Below are 16602 nucleotides of genomic sequence, written 5' to 3'. Positions count from 1 at the left end.
GGGAGGAGGCCAACTCTCGAGGGGTGGAATCATGGTAACGTTCATCCCCTTCGGCGAGAAGCCCAACCGCGACGGTGTTCTCTACGTTCTGCAACTTCTTAGAAGGAACAAGCTCATAGAGGACTACATGATAGTCGAATCGAGCAGAGTCGAACTTCTGGCTGAAAGGATCCCCCAGGACAAGGCCTACATAATAGGGGATCATCTTGCCACATATGGCATCGTGGAGAAGCTCAAGCCGGGCTCTCTGATAAGTCTCGACGCTCATACCGATCTGATGCACGACTACCTTGACCACGGCTCGTGGCTCGCTTATGCCCTCGAGGAGCACATCCTTAACCGCGCCGTTGTTCTTGCCCCGGTTTTAATGATCCCGACAACGGAGAGAACCCAGCTCTGGACGAGGAGGGTTAAAATCTTCCCGGCTTTGCTAAGGAGCAGGAAGGTCCGGGGGAAGTGGAGGGCATACAAGAACTTACAGACCAACTCGCTCGACGAGATACTGGCTGAGACTAAGAAGTATCTCGGCGATGAGATTTACCTGACTGTCGACATGGACGTCCTGAAGCCAGAGTACAGGATAGCCCGCTTCCAGCACGGGGAGCTGAGCCTTGAAGAACTCTTGGAAATTCTCGAGAAAATAAAGAGGAACTTCAAGATAGTTGCCTTTGACATAGCCGAGGTATCTGACAGGATAAGGCGCTCCCGCCTCGGGAAGAAGGCCTTCGTTGAGGTCTTCCAGCTGCTAATGGGGTGATGGGATGGCACTGAAGGGACCCACGGAGGAGGAAATGAGAACCGTCCTCATGCCGCTGATGCTTTCCGGGGCAAAGATGCTCGACAGACACTGCCCCAAGTGTGGCTCTCCACTCTTTGAAAAGGACGGAAGGGTTTTCTGCCCCATATGCGAGCACAGAGCAAAGCAGAGGAAGGCCGAGATGGAAGGCATCGAGGAGAGGCTCATGGAGAAGCTTAACGAACTGGCAAATTCCATGCCCGAGGACCTTGCCGAACTTGAAAAACACTTAAGAGTTATGGAGAAGATAATCGAACTGTTGGAGAGATACAGGAAACTGGAGGGAGGAGAATGAAGAACGTCAGGGTTATGAAGGCCCTGGAGGAAGGTCCAAAGACCATCGAGGAAATAGCGGAGATTACCAAGCTCCCAAAGATGGAAGTGAGACGCTACCTGCTCCGCTTCCTTGAGCAAGGTAAGGTCGAGAGTTATCAGAAGGACGGAAAACTCTTCTGGAAGATTAAAGAGAAGGACGAAAAAGAGGAAGAGTTTAAGTACGTCTGAGCCCTTCTTTTCTCTTCTAATGGGTTCAAACGCAGAAAATTGGCACTGGGTTGATTCGGAAAACGTAGAGAAAGGGAAAGGAAATCAGACCTTCTTTGCCTTCTTCCAGTACTCGTTGAACTTGCTCTCAAAGAGGGCCTTGACGCGGAAGTCCTTGATCCAGATCTGGGTCTCGTAGTTGAAGTACCTGGCAGCCATGTCCTCAAGGGCAAAGAAGACCTCATCGTCGCAGATGAGCATCGGAAGCTCGAGCTTGTCGATGACCTTGAGCTCAAGCTTGCCGGCCTTGTAGTAGTCGAGTATCTTTGAAGTGCTGAGCCTGTGGTAGACGTTCTCGGTGACGATTATCTTGGCCTTGGCGCCGTTGTCGATGGCCTTGAGGATGTCGCTCTCGAGGTTGATGGCGATGTAGCCGTCGTCAGCCAGGAGAATCTGCTCCTTGACCTCCTCAAACATCTCCTTGGTCTTGAGCGTGGCGTTCCTTATACCCCTGACGACCCAGACCTTCTCGACGCCGTACTTCGGAATCTCGGTCTCAATAAGCGGGCTCATGAGCTCGAGGAGCTCCTCCTTTGCCTTCTTCTTAGCCTCAAGCTCCTCAGCGACGCGCTCCTGCCACTCCTCGATGAACTTCTCGAGAATGTTCTGGGGGTGAACTGGCCTGTACTTGTTGACCTTACCGGGCTGGCTTATGGCGAAACCCTTCTTCTCGAGGCTCCTGAGAACGTCATAGGTTCTTGGAGCCGGAACCTCTGAAACACTGGCCAGCTCGGCAGGGGTAAGAACACCGAAGCCAACCAGTGCCACGTACGCTCTGGCCTCGTAGAGGTTCAACTCAAAGTGCTCCTGAAGGAGCTCTACCATCCTGTCCTTAACCATTCTTACCACCACCACATTTTCTATTTTATTTGTGGATTTAATCACATATAAATTTTTTCCACGTGTCGTTAGTGTTTCAGGTTATGCCTCGAAGATTATTCGGCAATGACTTCACTGGATATTACGGCCGTTGCATGTACATGCAAACCTATTACTACATAGAGATTTTAAAATTTTTGGTTTTACTGAAAAGCAAACTTATGGCCAAGGATGGGGTACTAAATGAATTGATAACAACAAAAAATACGACAAAATGTGATGTTTTTAGAGAATTTGCAATAACCTGGATATATACCAACCCCGGAATTTGCCCAATTTTGGAATTGAAACCATATTAAGGGAAATAGGTGCAAAAACAAACTCACAAAAACTAGAAAGGACGTTACCAATATCATCCTGATGCCGACTCATTTCAAGTACTCCCGTATCTCACTGTAGAGCCCTCTGAGCACTTCCTGATAGTCTGCCTTGTTCTCCTCTATCATGTCCATTATTTCCTCCAGCTCCCTTGTCTTCTCCTCACTGACTAATTCCTTATATTTACTTATGAGATAGTGATAGACCTTGATACCCTGCTCGGTTGGCACAAGCTTCTTCCTTCCACGGGTCTCTATGACGTAGTAGCGCTGGAGGAGTGTCTGAACGATTTTAGCGTAGGTCGAAGGCCTACCAATCTTACGCTCCTTCATGAGGGCTATTATGTCTCCCTGGGTGTAGAGTGAAACCTTAGGTGCCTTCCACTTCTTTGCCTCGACGACCTTAAGTCTGGCTCCCTTCTCAAGTCTTGGGAGCTGCCTCATGGGCGGACTTCTGAGCTTAGTCCAGCCGTCCTCAATTACCTCCACGTAACCTTCGATCTCGGCCTTCCCAACTTTTGCATCGATTACCGCCTTCTCGTAGAGAACTTTTGCCGACTTCATCTGGCTCGTCATGAAGCGCTTGAATATCATGTCGTAGAGCCGGTAGTGGTTCCTGGTGAGGTTCTTGGGGAGCTGGATTATGCCGTCGCGGATGAGCTGCATCAAGCGACCGGTGTCTATCGGCCGCGTTGGCCTTATGGCCTCGTGGGTTCCCTCCTCTCCCCACGGCCTTGGCCTGAAGTACTCTTCACCAACTTCTTGGGTGATGTACTCCTTGGCAACCTCAATTCCCGTGTTGCTGACATGGGTTGAGTCTGTTCTGTGGTAGGTGATAAGACCGAGCTCGAAGAGATCCTGAGCGAGGCGCATCGTCTCAGGAGCAGAGAGCTTGAGGAATGTTGATGCATCCTTTAGCATGGCATCGGTTGTGTATGGTGGAGCAGGATTCAACTCGCGCTCCTCGAGGCTTACATCTTCAACGAGAACCTCTTCTGGCGGTTCAACTTCTTTTGCATCTTTGCCGAGTTCGATTGTTACACTGAGCTCGTTCTCGAGGGCCAAACCGAGGAAGTATGTCTCACTCTCGGTAAACTCCTTATAACGCTCGATTATCCACCCAAGGACAGGAGTCTGAACCCTTCCGGCGGAGAGGTTGCGATTCTCGAAGACCCTCTGGAGTTCCTGGCTCAGTTCGAATCCTATCCACCTGTCCTCTATGCGCCTCACAAGCTGGGCATTAACGCGGCCCTCGTTTACCTCGCGAGCCTCTTCAATTGCCCTCAGTATGGCTGGCCTCGTAACCTCGTGGAACTCTATGCGCTTGATATTGGGTGTGTAGGGCGAGAGAACATTCCTGATGTCCCAGGCTATCTTCTCTCCCTCAGTATCGGGGTCCGTGGCGATGAGTATCTCGTCAACCTCCTGGGCAATCTCGCGCATCGCCTTCACGTTCTCCAGGGCATCACGGACGTTGGTTGAGCCGCAACGCGGACAGATGCCTTTCTCCTCCCAGTCAACGAACTGATGTCCGCAGTCGCGGCAGCGCTTGATGGTGTCGTAAACCGGGATGAACTTAAGCATATCATCTTTCTCCTCAATCAGAACACCGTGATAGCCCTCAGTCGTAACGAGGTCGAACATGTGCCCGCCACTGGCCAGAATGGTGAGCATTCTGTTGCCTATGCTTACCTCGTAGGCCACTAGATCTCCAATGCGCCTCTTACTGGGCTGGCCGAAGAAGTTGGCTATCGTCCTTGCCTTGTTAGGACTCTCGACAATCATGAGGGCCGACTTAACGAGGTCTTTAACCTTGGCGCTTATCTTGCCCTCCATGACGAGCCTGACCTTCTCCCTGTCCTCGTCTATCTGCCTGAGGATTTCATCGAGGTTCAGCTCCTCGAAGGGAACCATCTTGAACTCCGTGAAGCGCCAGCGCATCTGCCTCACTAAGCCGTTGAAGACCTTCTCGTTGTCCACTATGAGGACGCTGAGACCCTTGGTAATTCCGCCCGCAAAGAGCCTGCTGGTTCTTCCAGTTGCCTGTATGTAAGTTCTCACGTCAGGAATCTCGATGTACCACTTTCCACCCTCTTCCTTCAGGCTTATGAACGGATCTTCGGCAAGCTTCCTGAGGACTTCTCCGTCGCGGAGGACCTTCCTCAGAAACTCCACCAGCTCGCGGAAGACGTTGAGAACGTGGTTGTGGAAGGAGTTGTCTATCGGAAGGCCCTCGGCCAAAGCCTCCTCAATCTTGAGGAGCTCGAACTGGGGAATGTTCCTTATGAGCCTTCTAAGCCTCGCGTGGAGCTTTTCCGCTTCCCTCCTCTGCTCGTCGCTCAGGAAATCCATTACCTCGCTCAGCAGGCCGAGTGCGCGGTAGATGGTCGGTCTCTCAAGGTCTATGGAAAAGCGGAACTTCGGAACGCCGGTGAATACCGCGTAACGTATGAGGTGGGGCATGTCAAGCCCCCTAACGAGGGAGCCGTAGTAGGTGGCCGAGCCGATGAGGTAGTCAGCTTCGCCGTTCTCAAACTTCTCTACCGCCTTCTTGTTCTTTGATGAGACCAGCTCGATACGGAAGCCCTTCTCCTTTAGATAGTTCGCCAGCTCCTCGGCGTAGGTTAACCCCTGGTCAATGGGCGTGAAGATGATTCCACCCTTTCCGAGACGGGTTAGGAGCTCCTCAACGTGCTCCTTGATGTCCTTAGTGGGCATTAGATAACTATCCACAACATTTCTCAAGGCCGAGCGGCCGCTTCCGACCTCAAAGCCGAGCAACTCGCGGTAGAGCTTTATTCTATCGCCGCGGGCGCTTCCAGTTGCTGAGGCAATTATCATTATGCCGACGCCGTTCTTCTCTTTAAACTCCTCGATCTCGCGCTGGAGCTTCTCAATCTCCCCATTGAGCTCCTTCAAGCGTTCGTCTCTATCCTCAGCACGGCCATTGATGTATTTGGCCATGCTCTTCTTGAGTCTTATTATCTCCCAAGCCTTGTTAATTACCTCCTCCGTGAAGCCCAGAAGTAGGAGCGAGCGGTCTATGTTCTTGCTCGCCTTTAGGAAGGCATCGACGTCGTCAACGAATATGAAGTCGAAGCGCCTGCCCCTGAGCTTCTCGTCGAAGTTCCTCGCAAGCCATTGAGCGCTGGTGACGAGGATATCGTAGTCGCCGCTCTGGATTTTAGCCAGCATCTCCTCCTTTTCCTTCTTCCTCAGGTTGCCGTGGTAGTAGGCGAGGTTGATTTGGACGCCCGATTTCTCGGCTATTGCCTGGATTTTCTTGACGGTCTGGATGACGAGCGGGGTGGTCGGAACCACTATGTAGCTCTTCTTGCCCTTGGTGGCGTGCCAGAGGGCCATGAAAGCGCCAAAGGTGCTCTTGCCCATTCCGGTCGGGGCTATTATTGAGAAGCTCCTACCCTTGAGGAGCCTCTTGACCCATGTCCTCTGGGCGCTCCAGAAGGTGAAGCCGGTTGCCTTCTCGAAGAATGCTTCGACTTCCCTCACACCACTCTCAAGTTCGTATATCCTCTCCCACTCCTTAAGCGTGCCCTTCAGCTGGAGGGCATTTCTTACAGCAGTTATGAGCTCAAAATAAGAGTCAGCGTGAGCGGTTTCGTCGAGACACTCATTACAGGGATTTTTCAGGTAGAGCCTCTCGTCCGAGATTCTACCGAGGCAGTTTGGGCACATCTCTCGATAAACGGCCTTCATTTTCCCACCCTCTAAGTTTCTATTTGGTGTTTGGGGGATTTATAAGGCTTTTTAGAGACCTGCCTCAAGCTCCCTCAGCTCATCCTCCAGCTTTAAGGAGAGTTCATAATCGCTGAAGATGTGCCGGTACTCGTCGAGAACCTCCTCGAGGACGTGGAGGGCTTCGGCCCGTTTGGTGATCCCTACGAGCTTCAGCGCCCTCCGGAAGAGCCTCGCCACTTCACTGCCGCTCTCATCGGTGCTCATGGCAAAGCGAAGCTCCTTCAGAGTAACGTCGAGCGCTAACTCCGGAACACTCGCGAGCATCTCCATTGCCACCGCCTCGGGGTAGAGTTCGGCGTGCTTTTCCAGGGCTTCGAAGTAGAAGCCGTTCTCATAGGCCTTCAGGGTGGCAGCGACGTGTTTGCAGTCCCCTCCGAGAGGGCAGGTGCAGCGGTTCTCGCCGGTTGAGAGGTTGAGTTCAACGTAATAGAGGTAAGTGCCAAGGACCTTGGATAAGAGCGTATCCCCCTGTTTAACCACCCAGAGAACCTTTCCGGCTTTGTAATATCGCTCCCCCTTCTTAAGGGTCTTCTCTTCCATACTGACCACTTCTTAGGGTGGTAATTGCTGGCAGTTTTAAGCCTTTCGACCGCAACCGTTTTATCCCTTCGCGAGGAGTAAATACGGTGGTGTGTTATGGACGTTTTCGAACTTGCGAGAAAGTATCACGACGAGCTGGGTATAAAAGAGCCCAGTATGGCCGCGATGGCGGCGAAGCTGTTCGATGAGCTCGGGCTGAAGATGGTGGAGTTCCTCAAGGAGGAAGGCTACGCCCTCGTTGGGACGAGGTTTATAGACTACGACAAGGGGCTCGTGCTGGACGTGACAAAAGGAGAAAAGAGGTTCGAGATAACGCTGAGAAAGTCCTAATAGCGGCTCTCGTAGTCAAAAACTATCTCCTTCTTTTCTCCCGGCTTCAGCGTAACCTTGAACTCGACGTAGTTGGCCCTTTCGCTTATCGGCTCGATGCTCGAGCTGATTATCTTGCCCCACTTGTAGTGCCGGACTATTATGGTTTTCGTCTCTTCCCCGAAGTTCTCGAGCGTGACCTTCACCTTGTAATAGTAGTAGCTCTCTGCGTGCCTCTCCTCGAGGAGAACGGTGCTTCCTTTCAGGTCGTAGTCTCTGCCGATCCCTATTCTGAGCATGTCGCCCTCAGGCGTGTGCTCTATCATCCTCTCACCTATCAGGAGCGTCCCGTCTTCAGTCTCCCTGTAAATCTCAACGACTCCAGCCGGAAGAACGTCATCCGTCTTAAAGGAGATTGACTCGTAAACTGCACCCTCTCCACCGTATGTATAGCTCTCGTAGAGGTACTCCCTCTCAAAGGGAGCCTCGAAGCTGATGTACGGGAAGACCATCTTGCTCGAAGGGCTCAGGTCGACTATACCGAGCTTGTACAGATAAAATGCCTCTATCTTCTCAGGTTCACCCGGCTCTACCACACCAATCTCGGCCTTTTCGTAGAGAACCCTCGGCTGCGGGAAGGCCTGCTGATAAAGCTGAACATCACCGGCAACGAGGAGAACCCTCGCACCCTCAAAAGCCTGAGCAGTGGGGTTGTCTATCACGATATAGCCGTAGAGCTTGGCGGTATCCCCAATGTAGAGCTTGTAGCGAGAGGACCAGCTCATGTTTGCCACACGGTATATTACGTCGAAGCGGTACTTGCCGGCTGCATCAGCCTGAATAGCCGCATAAACGCTCGAAGCCCCCTCCAGGTTCTCAGCTTTGAAGTAAACCACCTCGTTCGGGTTGATGAGGTAGTATGAATCGCCCTGAATGGCAAGCTTGCCGTTCTTGATGCCAAGGAACTTTCCGGTAACGGTATCGCCGCTCCTCAGCTTGATCTCGACATCGCTTCCAACGTTGGCGCTGTAAACGTCTCCAGTGGAGCTCTTACTGAAAATCCCGAGGACTCTAACTCCATCGTCGAGCGGCCTTATCGTCACCTCTGCTATGTTCAGCCCGGCCAGCTTCTCAAGGGGAACATCGTTAATTCCCTCATTCAGGTCGAGCTCAATGGTCTCTTCAATAACCCCAATCCTGACAGAATTGTAGAGGACAACCGTGGTGTTGGCATCCATAGCCTTCTCCCCCTGAAACGAGAAAACCGCCAGAATCAGAATTAAAATTCCTCCGAGTCCAGCGATCATTTTTCTATTCATCGCAATCACCTATATCCCTTTCGGCGGCATAGTATTTATACCCCGGTTATCGCTTCAAATCGAGCCGAAACGAAAGGTTGGCAAATGGAAACCCTTTTAACTCTCCCGAGAGATTCACAACTGTCAAGCTGATGAGGTGATTGGTATGGACAGGATTGCAAAGGCTAGGGAGATAATCGAGAAGGCGAAGGCTGAAAACAGGCAGCTCGTCGAGCCGGAAGCCAAGGAGATACTCAAGCTCTATGGCGTCCCCGTTCCGGACTTCAAGGTCGCCACCAACGAGGAGGAGGCCGTTCAGTTCGCCCGTGAAATCGGCTACCCTGTCGTCATGAAGATCGTTTCTCCGCAGATCATCCACAAGAGCGACGCCGGCGGTGTCAAGGTCAACATCAAGAACGACGATGAAGCTAGGCAGGCATTCAAGACCATCATGGAGAACGCCAAGAACTACAAGCCGGACGCCGACCTCTGGGGCGTCATCGTCTACAAGATGCTTCCACTCGGCAAGGAGGTCATCGTCGGTATGATCCGCGACCCGCAGTTCGGCCCGGCCATCATGTTCGGTCTCGGTGGAATTTTTGTTGAGATCCTCAAGGACGTTTCCTTCCGTGTTGCTCCGATAACCAAGGAGGAAGCCCTCGACATGATAAAGGAGATCAAGGCCTACCCGATCCTCGCCGGAGCCCGTGGTGAGAAGCCGGTGGACATCGATGCTCTCGCGGATATAATCGTCAAGGTCGGCGAGCTTGCCCTTGAGCTTCCGGAGATCAAGGAGCTCGACATCAACCCGATCTTCGCCTACGAGGACAGCGCGGTTGCCGTCGACGCGAGGATGCTTCTCTGAAGGGGCTCTTCCCCATTTTTACTCGTTAATTTGATCGTATTTTTTTGAATTCATCTTCTCGCTCTTCATGGCAGAGCGAGGTTTCAATAAGACTCCAGGAGAACTGAGGGCAGTGAACTCATGTTCACAATCTTGAAATCTAAGGGCTATCAGTAATTACATAATCCTACAATCAAATGATTAAAGAAAAGGCCCTCACTCGAGGGCGGCAAGAAGCTTCTCGAGGAACATCTTCTCCGGGTAAGCTCCCTCGAACTGAACCTTGTCCTCGCCGTCTACCTGGATGACGATCTTCGGGACGGCCATGACGCTGTACTGGTCAGCCCATTCCGGATACTCGATGGCCTCAACCATGTCACCCCTTATCTTACCCTTGCCGGCGTTGGTGTTCTCGATGGCAAACTTGTGAGCCATCCTGACCGCGAGCGGGCAGTACGGGCAGGTCGGAGTGACGAAGACGAGTATTCTGACGTCTCTGTCGACCTTGGCAAGCTCCTCCTTCGTATCAGGCATAAGGTCGGTCTGGGCGTTGCTGACGTCGACGATGTCCTCAAGGAAGGCACCGAACTCGTGACCGGCAGGAAGGCCAAAGAACCTGACGCCCATGTCCTTGCCGTCCTGGGTTATGGTAACGGCCGGGGCGCGATCGATGCCATACTGCTCGGCGAGCTTCCTGCCCTCCTCGCTGTTGAAGTCGTGGAACTCATAAGTGAGCTTGTCGCTCAGCTCGGCAAGCTCCTGAACCAGCTGTTTGAGCTGGTCACAGTACTGGCAGTGGTCCTCCCCGATGAATCCGATAATCTTGACTGGGTTGGTCATCTTGGAGAAGAACTCCTCCTTGATAACCTTCTTGTCCGCATCACTAATCAATCCCATTTTCGACACCTCCACATCTAAAGGTTTATAACGCTTTGAGCACAATACCTGGTGGAGTTTAATCTCCAGGTTTGCAACCTAAGGTTGAATGTTCACTATATAAGCTTTGCGTCACAGATTTGGGTGGTGTGGGTCATGACTGAAACTGAACCGGACATCTTTTACATATTGGGAAACAAGGTGAGGCGCGATCTGCTCAGCCACCTCACCTGTACGGAATGCTACTTCAGCTTCCTCAGCAGCAAGGTGAGCGTTTCCTCAACAGCCGTTGCCAAGCACCTTAAAATCATGGAGCGCGAAGGCATCCTAAAGTCCTACGAGAGGGAAGGCCCCTTCATTGGGCCCGCAAGGAAGTACTATGACATAGCCATATCCAGAACTTACGTCACCACGGTAACCCCTAACCTGTTCTGGTACCGTGGCCTTGACCTGGGTGAGCCCTTGATAGAAAAAACTGAGATAGACCTCTCTCGCATACCCCTCGAGCACGAAACACTCATTAGTATGGTTACCTCATTCCTTGAGCTTACCGGAGAGCTCGAGAAGATTCTCCAGGCCCTCCAGGCAGTTGAGAGCAGAAGGGATAGGCTGATGAAGGAGATAAAAGAGCGCTACCTGGAGGAAATCGGCGACATGACCCAGCTGGCGATACTCCACTACTTGCTCCTCAACGGTGAGGCCACTATCGAAGACCTGAGCGACAGGCTGAACCTCAAGGAGAGGGAAGTCCTCGTCAAAGCCCAGGAGCTGGACAGGTTTATACCGTTAAGAATAAAAGACGGAGTCGTCAAAATCGACGAGGAAAAGCTCAAACAAAAGCTTGGCGGTGTCGAAGATGCCGGAGAAGATTAAAATCGTCGTTAACGAAGACAGGTGCTACCTCTGCGGCGGCTGTGCGGGTGTCTGCCCAACGCTGGCCATAAAAGTGGGCTCCTCAAAGTGGGAGTTCTTCCAGGACAAGTGCATATCCTGCCGCATATGCATCAACGCCTGCCCGGTTGGTGCCCTAACCGCTGAACCCCTGGGGGTGTCCGAATGACCGAGATGAAGTACGATGTAGTGGTTGTCGGCGCAGGAATCGCCGGCCCAATCGTCGCGAGAAACGTTGCTAAAGCCGGCTTCTCCGTTCTGCTCATCGATAAGAAGTCCGCGATAGGCACTCCAAAGCAGTGCGCCGAGGGAATAAGCAAGACGGTCTTTGAGAAGTACGACATACCCTACGACAGGCGCTTCATCAACCGTGAAATTTATGGTGCCAAACTCTACTCCCCAAGCGGCTACGAGCTCGAGCTCAGATACAAGGAAGTCAGCGGTGTAATCCTCGAGAGGAAGGTCTTCGACAAAATGCTTGCTTATTACGCCGCCAAAGCTGGGGCCGACGTTCTTGCTAGAACCGAGGCAATGGACGTCATAAGGAAGGACGGAAAAATAGCGGGAATAAAGGCCAAGCACGAGGACGAGCCCGTTGAGATTTATGCTGACATAATCGTTGCTGCCGATGGTGTGGAGAGTACCATAGCGAGGAAGGCCGGCATAAACACCTACGCCCCGCCGCACGAGTTCGACTCAAGCTATGAGTACGAGATGCTCATCGAGGGCTTTGACCCTGACCTAATCCATCTCTGGTTCGGGAACGAAATAGCGCCGAGGGGCTACGTTTGGGTCTTCCCCAAGGATGAAGATAGGGCCAACGTCGGAATAGGCATAAACTCCGACAATCCCCAGACGGCCAAGTACTACCTCGACAAGTGGCTGAAGGAGAACAACATTCCCGCCAAGAAGCTTCTGGAGATAAACGTCGGCGTTGTTCCGGTTGGCGGTTTCGTCAAGGAGCTCGCCAAGGACAACGTTATCGTTGTCGGCGATGCAGCAAGGCAGGTAAACCCCATGCACGGTGGTGGAATGGCTGAGGCGATGGATGCCGGAACCATAGCCAGCAAGTGGATAGTCAAGGCTCTTGAGGAAGAAAACCTGGAGCTCCTTAAGAACTACACGACCGAGTGGTGGGAGACCGACGGAAAGAGGCTTGAGAGGGTTCTGAAGGTCAGGCGCGTCACGGAGAAGCTCACCGACGAAGACCTTGACCTCTTCATCCAGATACTCAGTGGTGCGGATGCCGAAAAGATAGCGGGAGGAGACTACGTCGAGGTCATCAAGGCCCTCCTCAAGCACCCCAAGGTGCTCATGAGCAAGAGGAGGTTGAGCCTCCTTAAGGAGCTGCTCTGATTACTTTTTCTTCCTCCACTCTTTGCAGTTCATGTCAAGGCAGATCTCGTACTCTCTGCCTTTTTCGCGGATTTTGACGACAGGAGCACCATCACAGCAGGTCTTGTTCGTTGGGATTATCTGCCCGCGCTGGAGGAGGGGATACGTGACGTTGCACTTCGGCCAGTTCGAGCAGCCAACGAATCTCTTCCCTGTCTTTCTGTTGTAGCGGACGACCAAATCGCCGCCACATTTGGGGCACTTGCCAACGACAAGGGGCTTCTTTTCTCCCTTTTCAATGGTCTTCTTCACTTCTTTTTCCTCAGCCTCACTGAGCTCATTTACCGCCCCAGCGCGCTTGGCATTTTCTTTGCTCGTTGTTACACCGGTTCCCGTGGTTTCCATGAGGATCTTTCCGATGTCCAGTTCCTTTTCTTTGAACTCCTGAAGGATCTTGACGAGCTGCTCCTTGCTCTCTTCTATAACTAGGTCTTTATCGGCCTTGCCGGCCATTATCTCCTCCATCTTCTCCTCAAATGCCCTCGTCAGCTCGACGCTGACTATGTCAGGAACGTTCCGCTCCAAGGCCTCGACGACGCGCATACCGAGAGGGGTAACCTTTATCTTCTTCTTACCCTCGATGTAGCCCCTCGCATAGAGCGTTTCGAGTATCTGGGCACGCGTGGCTTTCGTTCCTATGCCTAGATCCTCCATCTTCTTGATTACGGCTGCGGGAGAATATCTCGCCGGAGGCTTCGTTTTCTTCTTCTCGCGCTTTATCTGGAGGACCTTAACAGGCTCACCCTCCTTAAAGGAGGGCAGGATAACCTCATCAAACTTGACGTACTTACCGTAAACCTTGAGCCACCCTTCCTTAACCGTCCTGGCTCCGCTCAGAATGAAGCGGTGACCGTTTGAGTTTATAATGACCTTCATTATCTCCCTAACAGCCGGCTCCATGAAGAGAGCCAAAAAGCGCCTCACGATGAGATCGTAGAGGTTGGCCTCGTCTTTAGTCAGCTCGCCCGGCTTTGGAAGCTCGCCTGTAGGGTAGATGGCAGGATGAGCAGGGTCGTCCTTCTTGCCTTCGACAGGTTTGAGCCTCTCCTTACCCAGAAGCTCGTGGGCGAAGGGCTTGTACTCCGGAAGTTTAGCCAGGTTCTGAAGTATAGAGCGGAAATTGAGGTTCTTTGGGAGCTTTTGGGACGAAGTGCGGGGATAGGAACAATTGTGGACAACGACGCCATTGGCTATGAAGTTGTGATAGTTCTCAACAACGAGATCGTAGACCTTTCCGCGATAGTGGAACTTCTCAATGGATCTTATCCCAAGCACATAAACGTCCCCCGTGGCAATCCTGCGGAGGTCTTCATCGGTCAGATAGTCTTTAATCCTCCTGAGCTTGTCGAGACTTATCCCTCTTCCATGTGCGGTCTGATTGGACATGTCAAACTTTTTCCAGAGCGTATTGTTGGTTCTTAACTTCCCCCTCCAGTCCTTAACATTGAGAACGCTGTAATGGTGGGAATAGGATTTCCTCTTTCGTACCGCCATCTCCCGAACTTTCTCAAGGTCTCGCTTCTTCACCCTTAGATGGTCACTCATAACCTCGTAAAACCTGAGTGCGTCGCGGGAGTAGACCTTAAGCTCGTAAGCTATAAAGTTGCCCCGTCTGTCTTTCTTCTCCCATAGGTACGTTCCAACACCGAGGAGTTGCCACATGAGTTTGACCGTGTATATTGCCCGCCTGTTCTTAGATGTCAGGACAATTTGTGGGGACATTGATTTTTTACTTCCCGTTAGTTTTGTACCGATGTGGCCGTCGGCATCGTAGTAACCGGCTAGGAACGAAGCCATCCATTCGGGCTTTGCCATTACCTCATTGGGAACCTCAAATATCTCCGTTTTGTTTCCGGGGGGACAGCCAAGAAGTTCAAGCAACCTCGCCAAGGACTTGCTACGGATGATTATCATCTTGTATTTCGAATCGTAGGCGAATGGAATACCCAGGGAGCTCGCAACCTCTCCAAGAGCCTTTATTGTTTCTTCTGTCCTATCCTTGGCGGAGATTGTTATTTTGCCCTCCTTAGTCAGATGACCATCTCCCACTACGAAACCGAACAGGTACCAGAAATCCTCGCTGAACTCAAAAGAAACCGGGGATAGTGATGTGCCGTGTGAGAATCCCCTGAAAATTCTTCCTGCCTCTTCCTTTGAGACTACACCCCTCTCAATAAGAAATCTGAAAACTGGAACAGGCATTTTGCCCCTGAGGTATTTGTAGTACGTTGGCTCCCTGATTTTGAACCTCCACAGGATTTCCACCTTTAAACCAGCCTTCCCAATCCTCTCCCTTAAAATGGGGCCAAAGGAAGGTTCATAGAGGATGTAGTCTTTCATGGAAGGGGCGTTTTTTAGGACAAAGTCAAACAGACTTGGAGTTCTCCCCACATCCTGGAACTTCTGACGGTTTATAAGAAGCACTACCTGGTCATCGTCTCTGAGTTCCCCAGCTGGCACAAATATTAGCTTGTCGTCCCGATAAACCAAAACTGGATGGTCTCCCGTAAGGTAGAGCTCCGTTCTATCGCTCAGGACGACTTTATACATGGGCTCGTCCGCGTCCCTTTCAAGAAGCCTGTACCTTGCCTTTGACAGTTTAAGGTCGAAGTCAAGGGCAAATACTTCACCCTCACGGGGTAACTCTTTGATTCTCTTTACCCCTTCAGGGGTTGGTATGAGAGAATCGGGGTGGAGACAGTAACCCTTCTCGTAGAGCTTCTGGGCAATCTCCAAAGTCTTCTTTGGACTGTATCCAAAGGCGGAATACGCTTCCCTCTGGAGCGTTCCGAGGTCGAAGGGAACCGGAGGATGTCTGTTCTGCTGCTTCACCTCAACCTTCTCGACGAAGGCCGGCCCCTTCTTGGCCTCTTCAACGATGCGCTTGGCCTCGTTTTCATCAAGAATACGCTCTTTCTCGTAAACGGCCGTGTACTGCTGGCCGTTTTTCTCTAAAAGCATTTTAATGACCCAGTATGGCGTGGGCTTGAAGTTCTGGATCTCCTTCTCCCTGTCCACGAGGAACTTAAGAGTGGGCCCCTGGACTCTACCGGTGCTCAGAACCATCCACTTGCCGCTGGCGCGCTTTATCGCCGAGGTTAGGGCCCGAGAGAGATTCACACCCCAGTACCAGTCGAGGACATGACGCGCTATCCCCGCGTCGGCCATTCCAAAGTTTATGGTCGGTTCCAGGTTGTACCAGGCCTTTAGAAGGTCCTTCTTTGTTAAGGCGGAGAACTTCATGCGCTTGGCCTTTGAGGGGTCAACGCCGCAGGCGTATTTGAGAGCTGTATAACCGATAACCTCACCCTCAGTATCGTAGTCGCAGGCAACTACAAACTCGTCGGCGCGTTTAGCGAGGGTTGCCAAAGCCTTAATGTAGTCTTTAGCGTAGCTCTTGCCTTTCTCGGCGACGTAGACAGGAACCCATTCAATGTCAAAGACCGGATAACCGTAAGTCTTCGTCTTTGGGGCGAGCGAGAAGAGGTGGCCAACTGCCGGAGCTACGATTATTCTCTTCCCGTCGCGCGTGAACTCATAGTAGGGAACCTTACCGATGGTCTTCCTGACCGGCTTACCCTCTGCCAGGGCGTAGGCTATCTTTCTCGCGACGTTGGGCTTCTCGGCGATGATGAGCGTGACCATGACGACACCTCTACCCCCTACGAGACAGCCGTATAAAAATCCTGCGGAACAAACTTTGCTTGCTCAAAGTTTGATCAAAAAGGTTAACTCTCTGTAAAGTTGGCTGGAATGAGTTTGTGTGTCTTTGTTAGAAGTCCCGGTTTTTTGGTTTGCCTTCAAGAAAAGCCTTTCAAGCAGTTTCCCTTTTCTTTTGGTGCTCTCTGAGCACTATATCTTGAGTGAAACTCTGAATAAAAGCTCGTTTGACTGTGAAACCTTCTGAAAATTGGCAAGCTTAAAAGCGACATACAAACTTTGATGAAACTTTGCGAAGGCAAAGTTTCCTATGGTGGGGCCGCCGGGATTTGAACCCGGGTCACGGGCTCCCAAAGCCCGCAGGATGGACCAAGCTACCCCACGGCCCCCTGCCCAGAATAGTCCTTCAAGAAGTTTGGAGCCCCGGGCGGGGTTTGAACCCGCGACCTGCCGCTTACCAAGCGGCCGCTCCACCAGGCTGAGCCACCGGGGCGT

The 16602-nt window shown here is 52.0% G+C and carries 14 protein-coding genes and 2 tRNA genes; 8 read left to right on the top strand and 8 right to left on the bottom strand.

Translation table 11 applies throughout. The annotated features are described in order from the left end of the window. Positions 1-31: 31 nt before the first annotated feature. Genes E3E26_RS05065 through E3E26_RS05055 form a run of 3 tightly spaced genes read left to right on the top strand, consistent with a single transcriptional unit; the run spans position 32 to position 1300 of the window. Positions 32-757 (top strand): arginase family protein, encoded by a 726-nt coding sequence (locus E3E26_RS05065; protein WP_167900271.1) that lies wholly within the window; start codon positions 32-34, stop codon positions 755-757. 4 nt (positions 758-761) lie between these two features. Then, positions 762-1091 carry an Sjogren's syndrome/scleroderma autoantigen 1 family protein gene (locus tag E3E26_RS05060; RefSeq protein ID WP_167900270.1) on the top strand — a complete coding sequence of 110 codons (330 nt, stop codon included), beginning with the start codon at positions 762-764 and terminating at the stop codon, positions 1089-1091. After that, the gene (locus tag E3E26_RS05055; protein WP_167900269.1) at positions 1088-1300 is read left to right on the top strand and encodes an ArsR family transcriptional regulator; all 213 of its coding nucleotides are present in this window, start codon (positions 1088-1090) and stop codon (positions 1298-1300) included. The genes E3E26_RS05060 and E3E26_RS05055 overlap by 4 nt, the downstream gene beginning before the upstream one ends. Positions 1301-1384: 84 nt before the next feature. Here E3E26_RS05055 and trmBL2 read toward each other — a convergent pair whose 3' ends face one another. The 3 genes from trmBL2 to E3E26_RS05040 form a co-directional block, all read right to left on the bottom strand. Next, complete coding sequence (gene trmBL2 / locus E3E26_RS05050; RefSeq protein ID WP_167900700.1) at positions 1385-2179, bottom strand: HTH-type transcriptional regulator TrmBL2; 795 nt, start codon at positions 2177-2179, stop codon at positions 1385-1387. Positions 2180-2586: 407 nt separating this feature from the next. Beyond that, entirely contained in the window at positions 2587-6252 is a 3666-nt protein-coding gene (gene rgy / locus E3E26_RS05045) for a reverse gyrase (protein WP_167900268.1), read from the bottom strand. A gap of 51 nt (positions 6253-6303) precedes the next feature. Then, positions 6304-6834 (bottom strand): SWIM zinc finger domain-containing protein, encoded by a 531-nt coding sequence (locus E3E26_RS05040; protein ID WP_167900699.1) that lies wholly within the window; start codon positions 6832-6834, stop codon positions 6304-6306. Between the two features lie 96 nt (positions 6835-6930). On the opposite strand from E3E26_RS05040, the gene E3E26_RS05035 reads away from it, so the two are divergent. After that, on the top strand, positions 6931-7164 hold the full coding sequence (locus E3E26_RS05035; RefSeq protein WP_167900267.1) for a hypothetical protein: 234 nt from the start codon (positions 6931-6933) through the stop codon (positions 7162-7164). Here the strand turns inward: E3E26_RS05035 and E3E26_RS05030 are convergent. Beyond that, positions 7161-8462, bottom strand: coding sequence for a DUF4139 domain-containing protein (locus E3E26_RS05030; protein WP_167900266.1), 1302 nt, complete (start codon positions 8460-8462; stop codon positions 7161-7163). The two genes, E3E26_RS05035 and E3E26_RS05030, sit on opposite strands and share 4 nt — an antisense overlap. A 145-nt stretch (positions 8463-8607) precedes the next feature. On the opposite strand from E3E26_RS05030, the gene E3E26_RS05025 reads away from it, so the two are divergent. Further along, positions 8608-9306, top strand: coding sequence for an acetate--CoA ligase family protein (locus tag E3E26_RS05025; RefSeq protein ID WP_167900265.1), 699 nt, complete (start codon positions 8608-8610; stop codon positions 9304-9306). A 195-nt stretch (positions 9307-9501) separates the two neighbouring features. On the opposite strand, the gene E3E26_RS05020 is transcribed toward E3E26_RS05025, so the two are convergent. Next, entirely contained in the window at positions 9502-10182 is a 681-nt protein-coding gene (locus E3E26_RS05020; RefSeq protein WP_167900264.1) for a thioredoxin family protein, read from the bottom strand. Positions 10183-10317: 135 nt separating this feature from the next. On the opposite strand from E3E26_RS05020, the gene E3E26_RS05015 reads away from it, so the two are divergent. From E3E26_RS05015 to E3E26_RS05005, 3 genes are read left to right on the top strand one after another with little or no spacing between them, the layout of a single operon-like run. Then, positions 10318-11034 carry a transcriptional regulator gene (locus E3E26_RS05015; RefSeq protein WP_167900263.1) on the top strand — a complete coding sequence of 239 codons (717 nt, stop codon included), beginning with the start codon at positions 10318-10320 and terminating at the stop codon, positions 11032-11034. Further along, a complete protein-coding gene (locus tag E3E26_RS05010) occupies positions 11018-11221 on the top strand; it encodes a DUF362 domain-containing protein (protein WP_167900262.1) in 204 nt (67 codons plus the stop codon). The genes E3E26_RS05015 and E3E26_RS05010 overlap by 17 nt, the downstream gene beginning before the upstream one ends. Positions 11222-11226: 5 nt before the next feature. Further along, a complete protein-coding gene (locus tag E3E26_RS05005; RefSeq protein WP_370520100.1) occupies positions 11227-12408 on the top strand; it encodes a geranylgeranyl reductase family protein in 1182 nt (393 codons plus the stop codon). Here the strand turns inward: E3E26_RS05005 and topA are convergent, their stop codons facing one another. The 3 genes from topA to E3E26_RS04990 form a co-directional block, all read right to left on the bottom strand. After that, a complete protein-coding gene (gene topA, locus E3E26_RS05000; protein WP_167900260.1) occupies positions 12409-16092 on the bottom strand; it encodes a DNA topoisomerase I in 3684 nt (1227 codons plus the stop codon). It lies immediately after the preceding gene. A gap of 326 nt (positions 16093-16418) precedes the next feature. Continuing rightward, positions 16419-16496 (bottom strand) — tRNA-Pro (locus tag E3E26_RS04995). 27 nt (positions 16497-16523) lie between these two features. Then, positions 16524-16600: transfer RNA gene (locus tag E3E26_RS04990), tRNA-Thr, on the bottom strand. Positions 16601-16602 lie beyond the last annotated feature (2 nt).

Source organism: Thermococcus sp. LS1 (genome assembly GCF_012027395.1).
In the GTDB taxonomy this organism is placed as follows: Archaea; Methanobacteriota_B; Thermococci; order Thermococcales; family Thermococcaceae; genus Thermococcus.
Note: the sequence above shows the minus strand (reverse complement) of the source record. Positions and strands in the feature narration are given on the sequence as shown.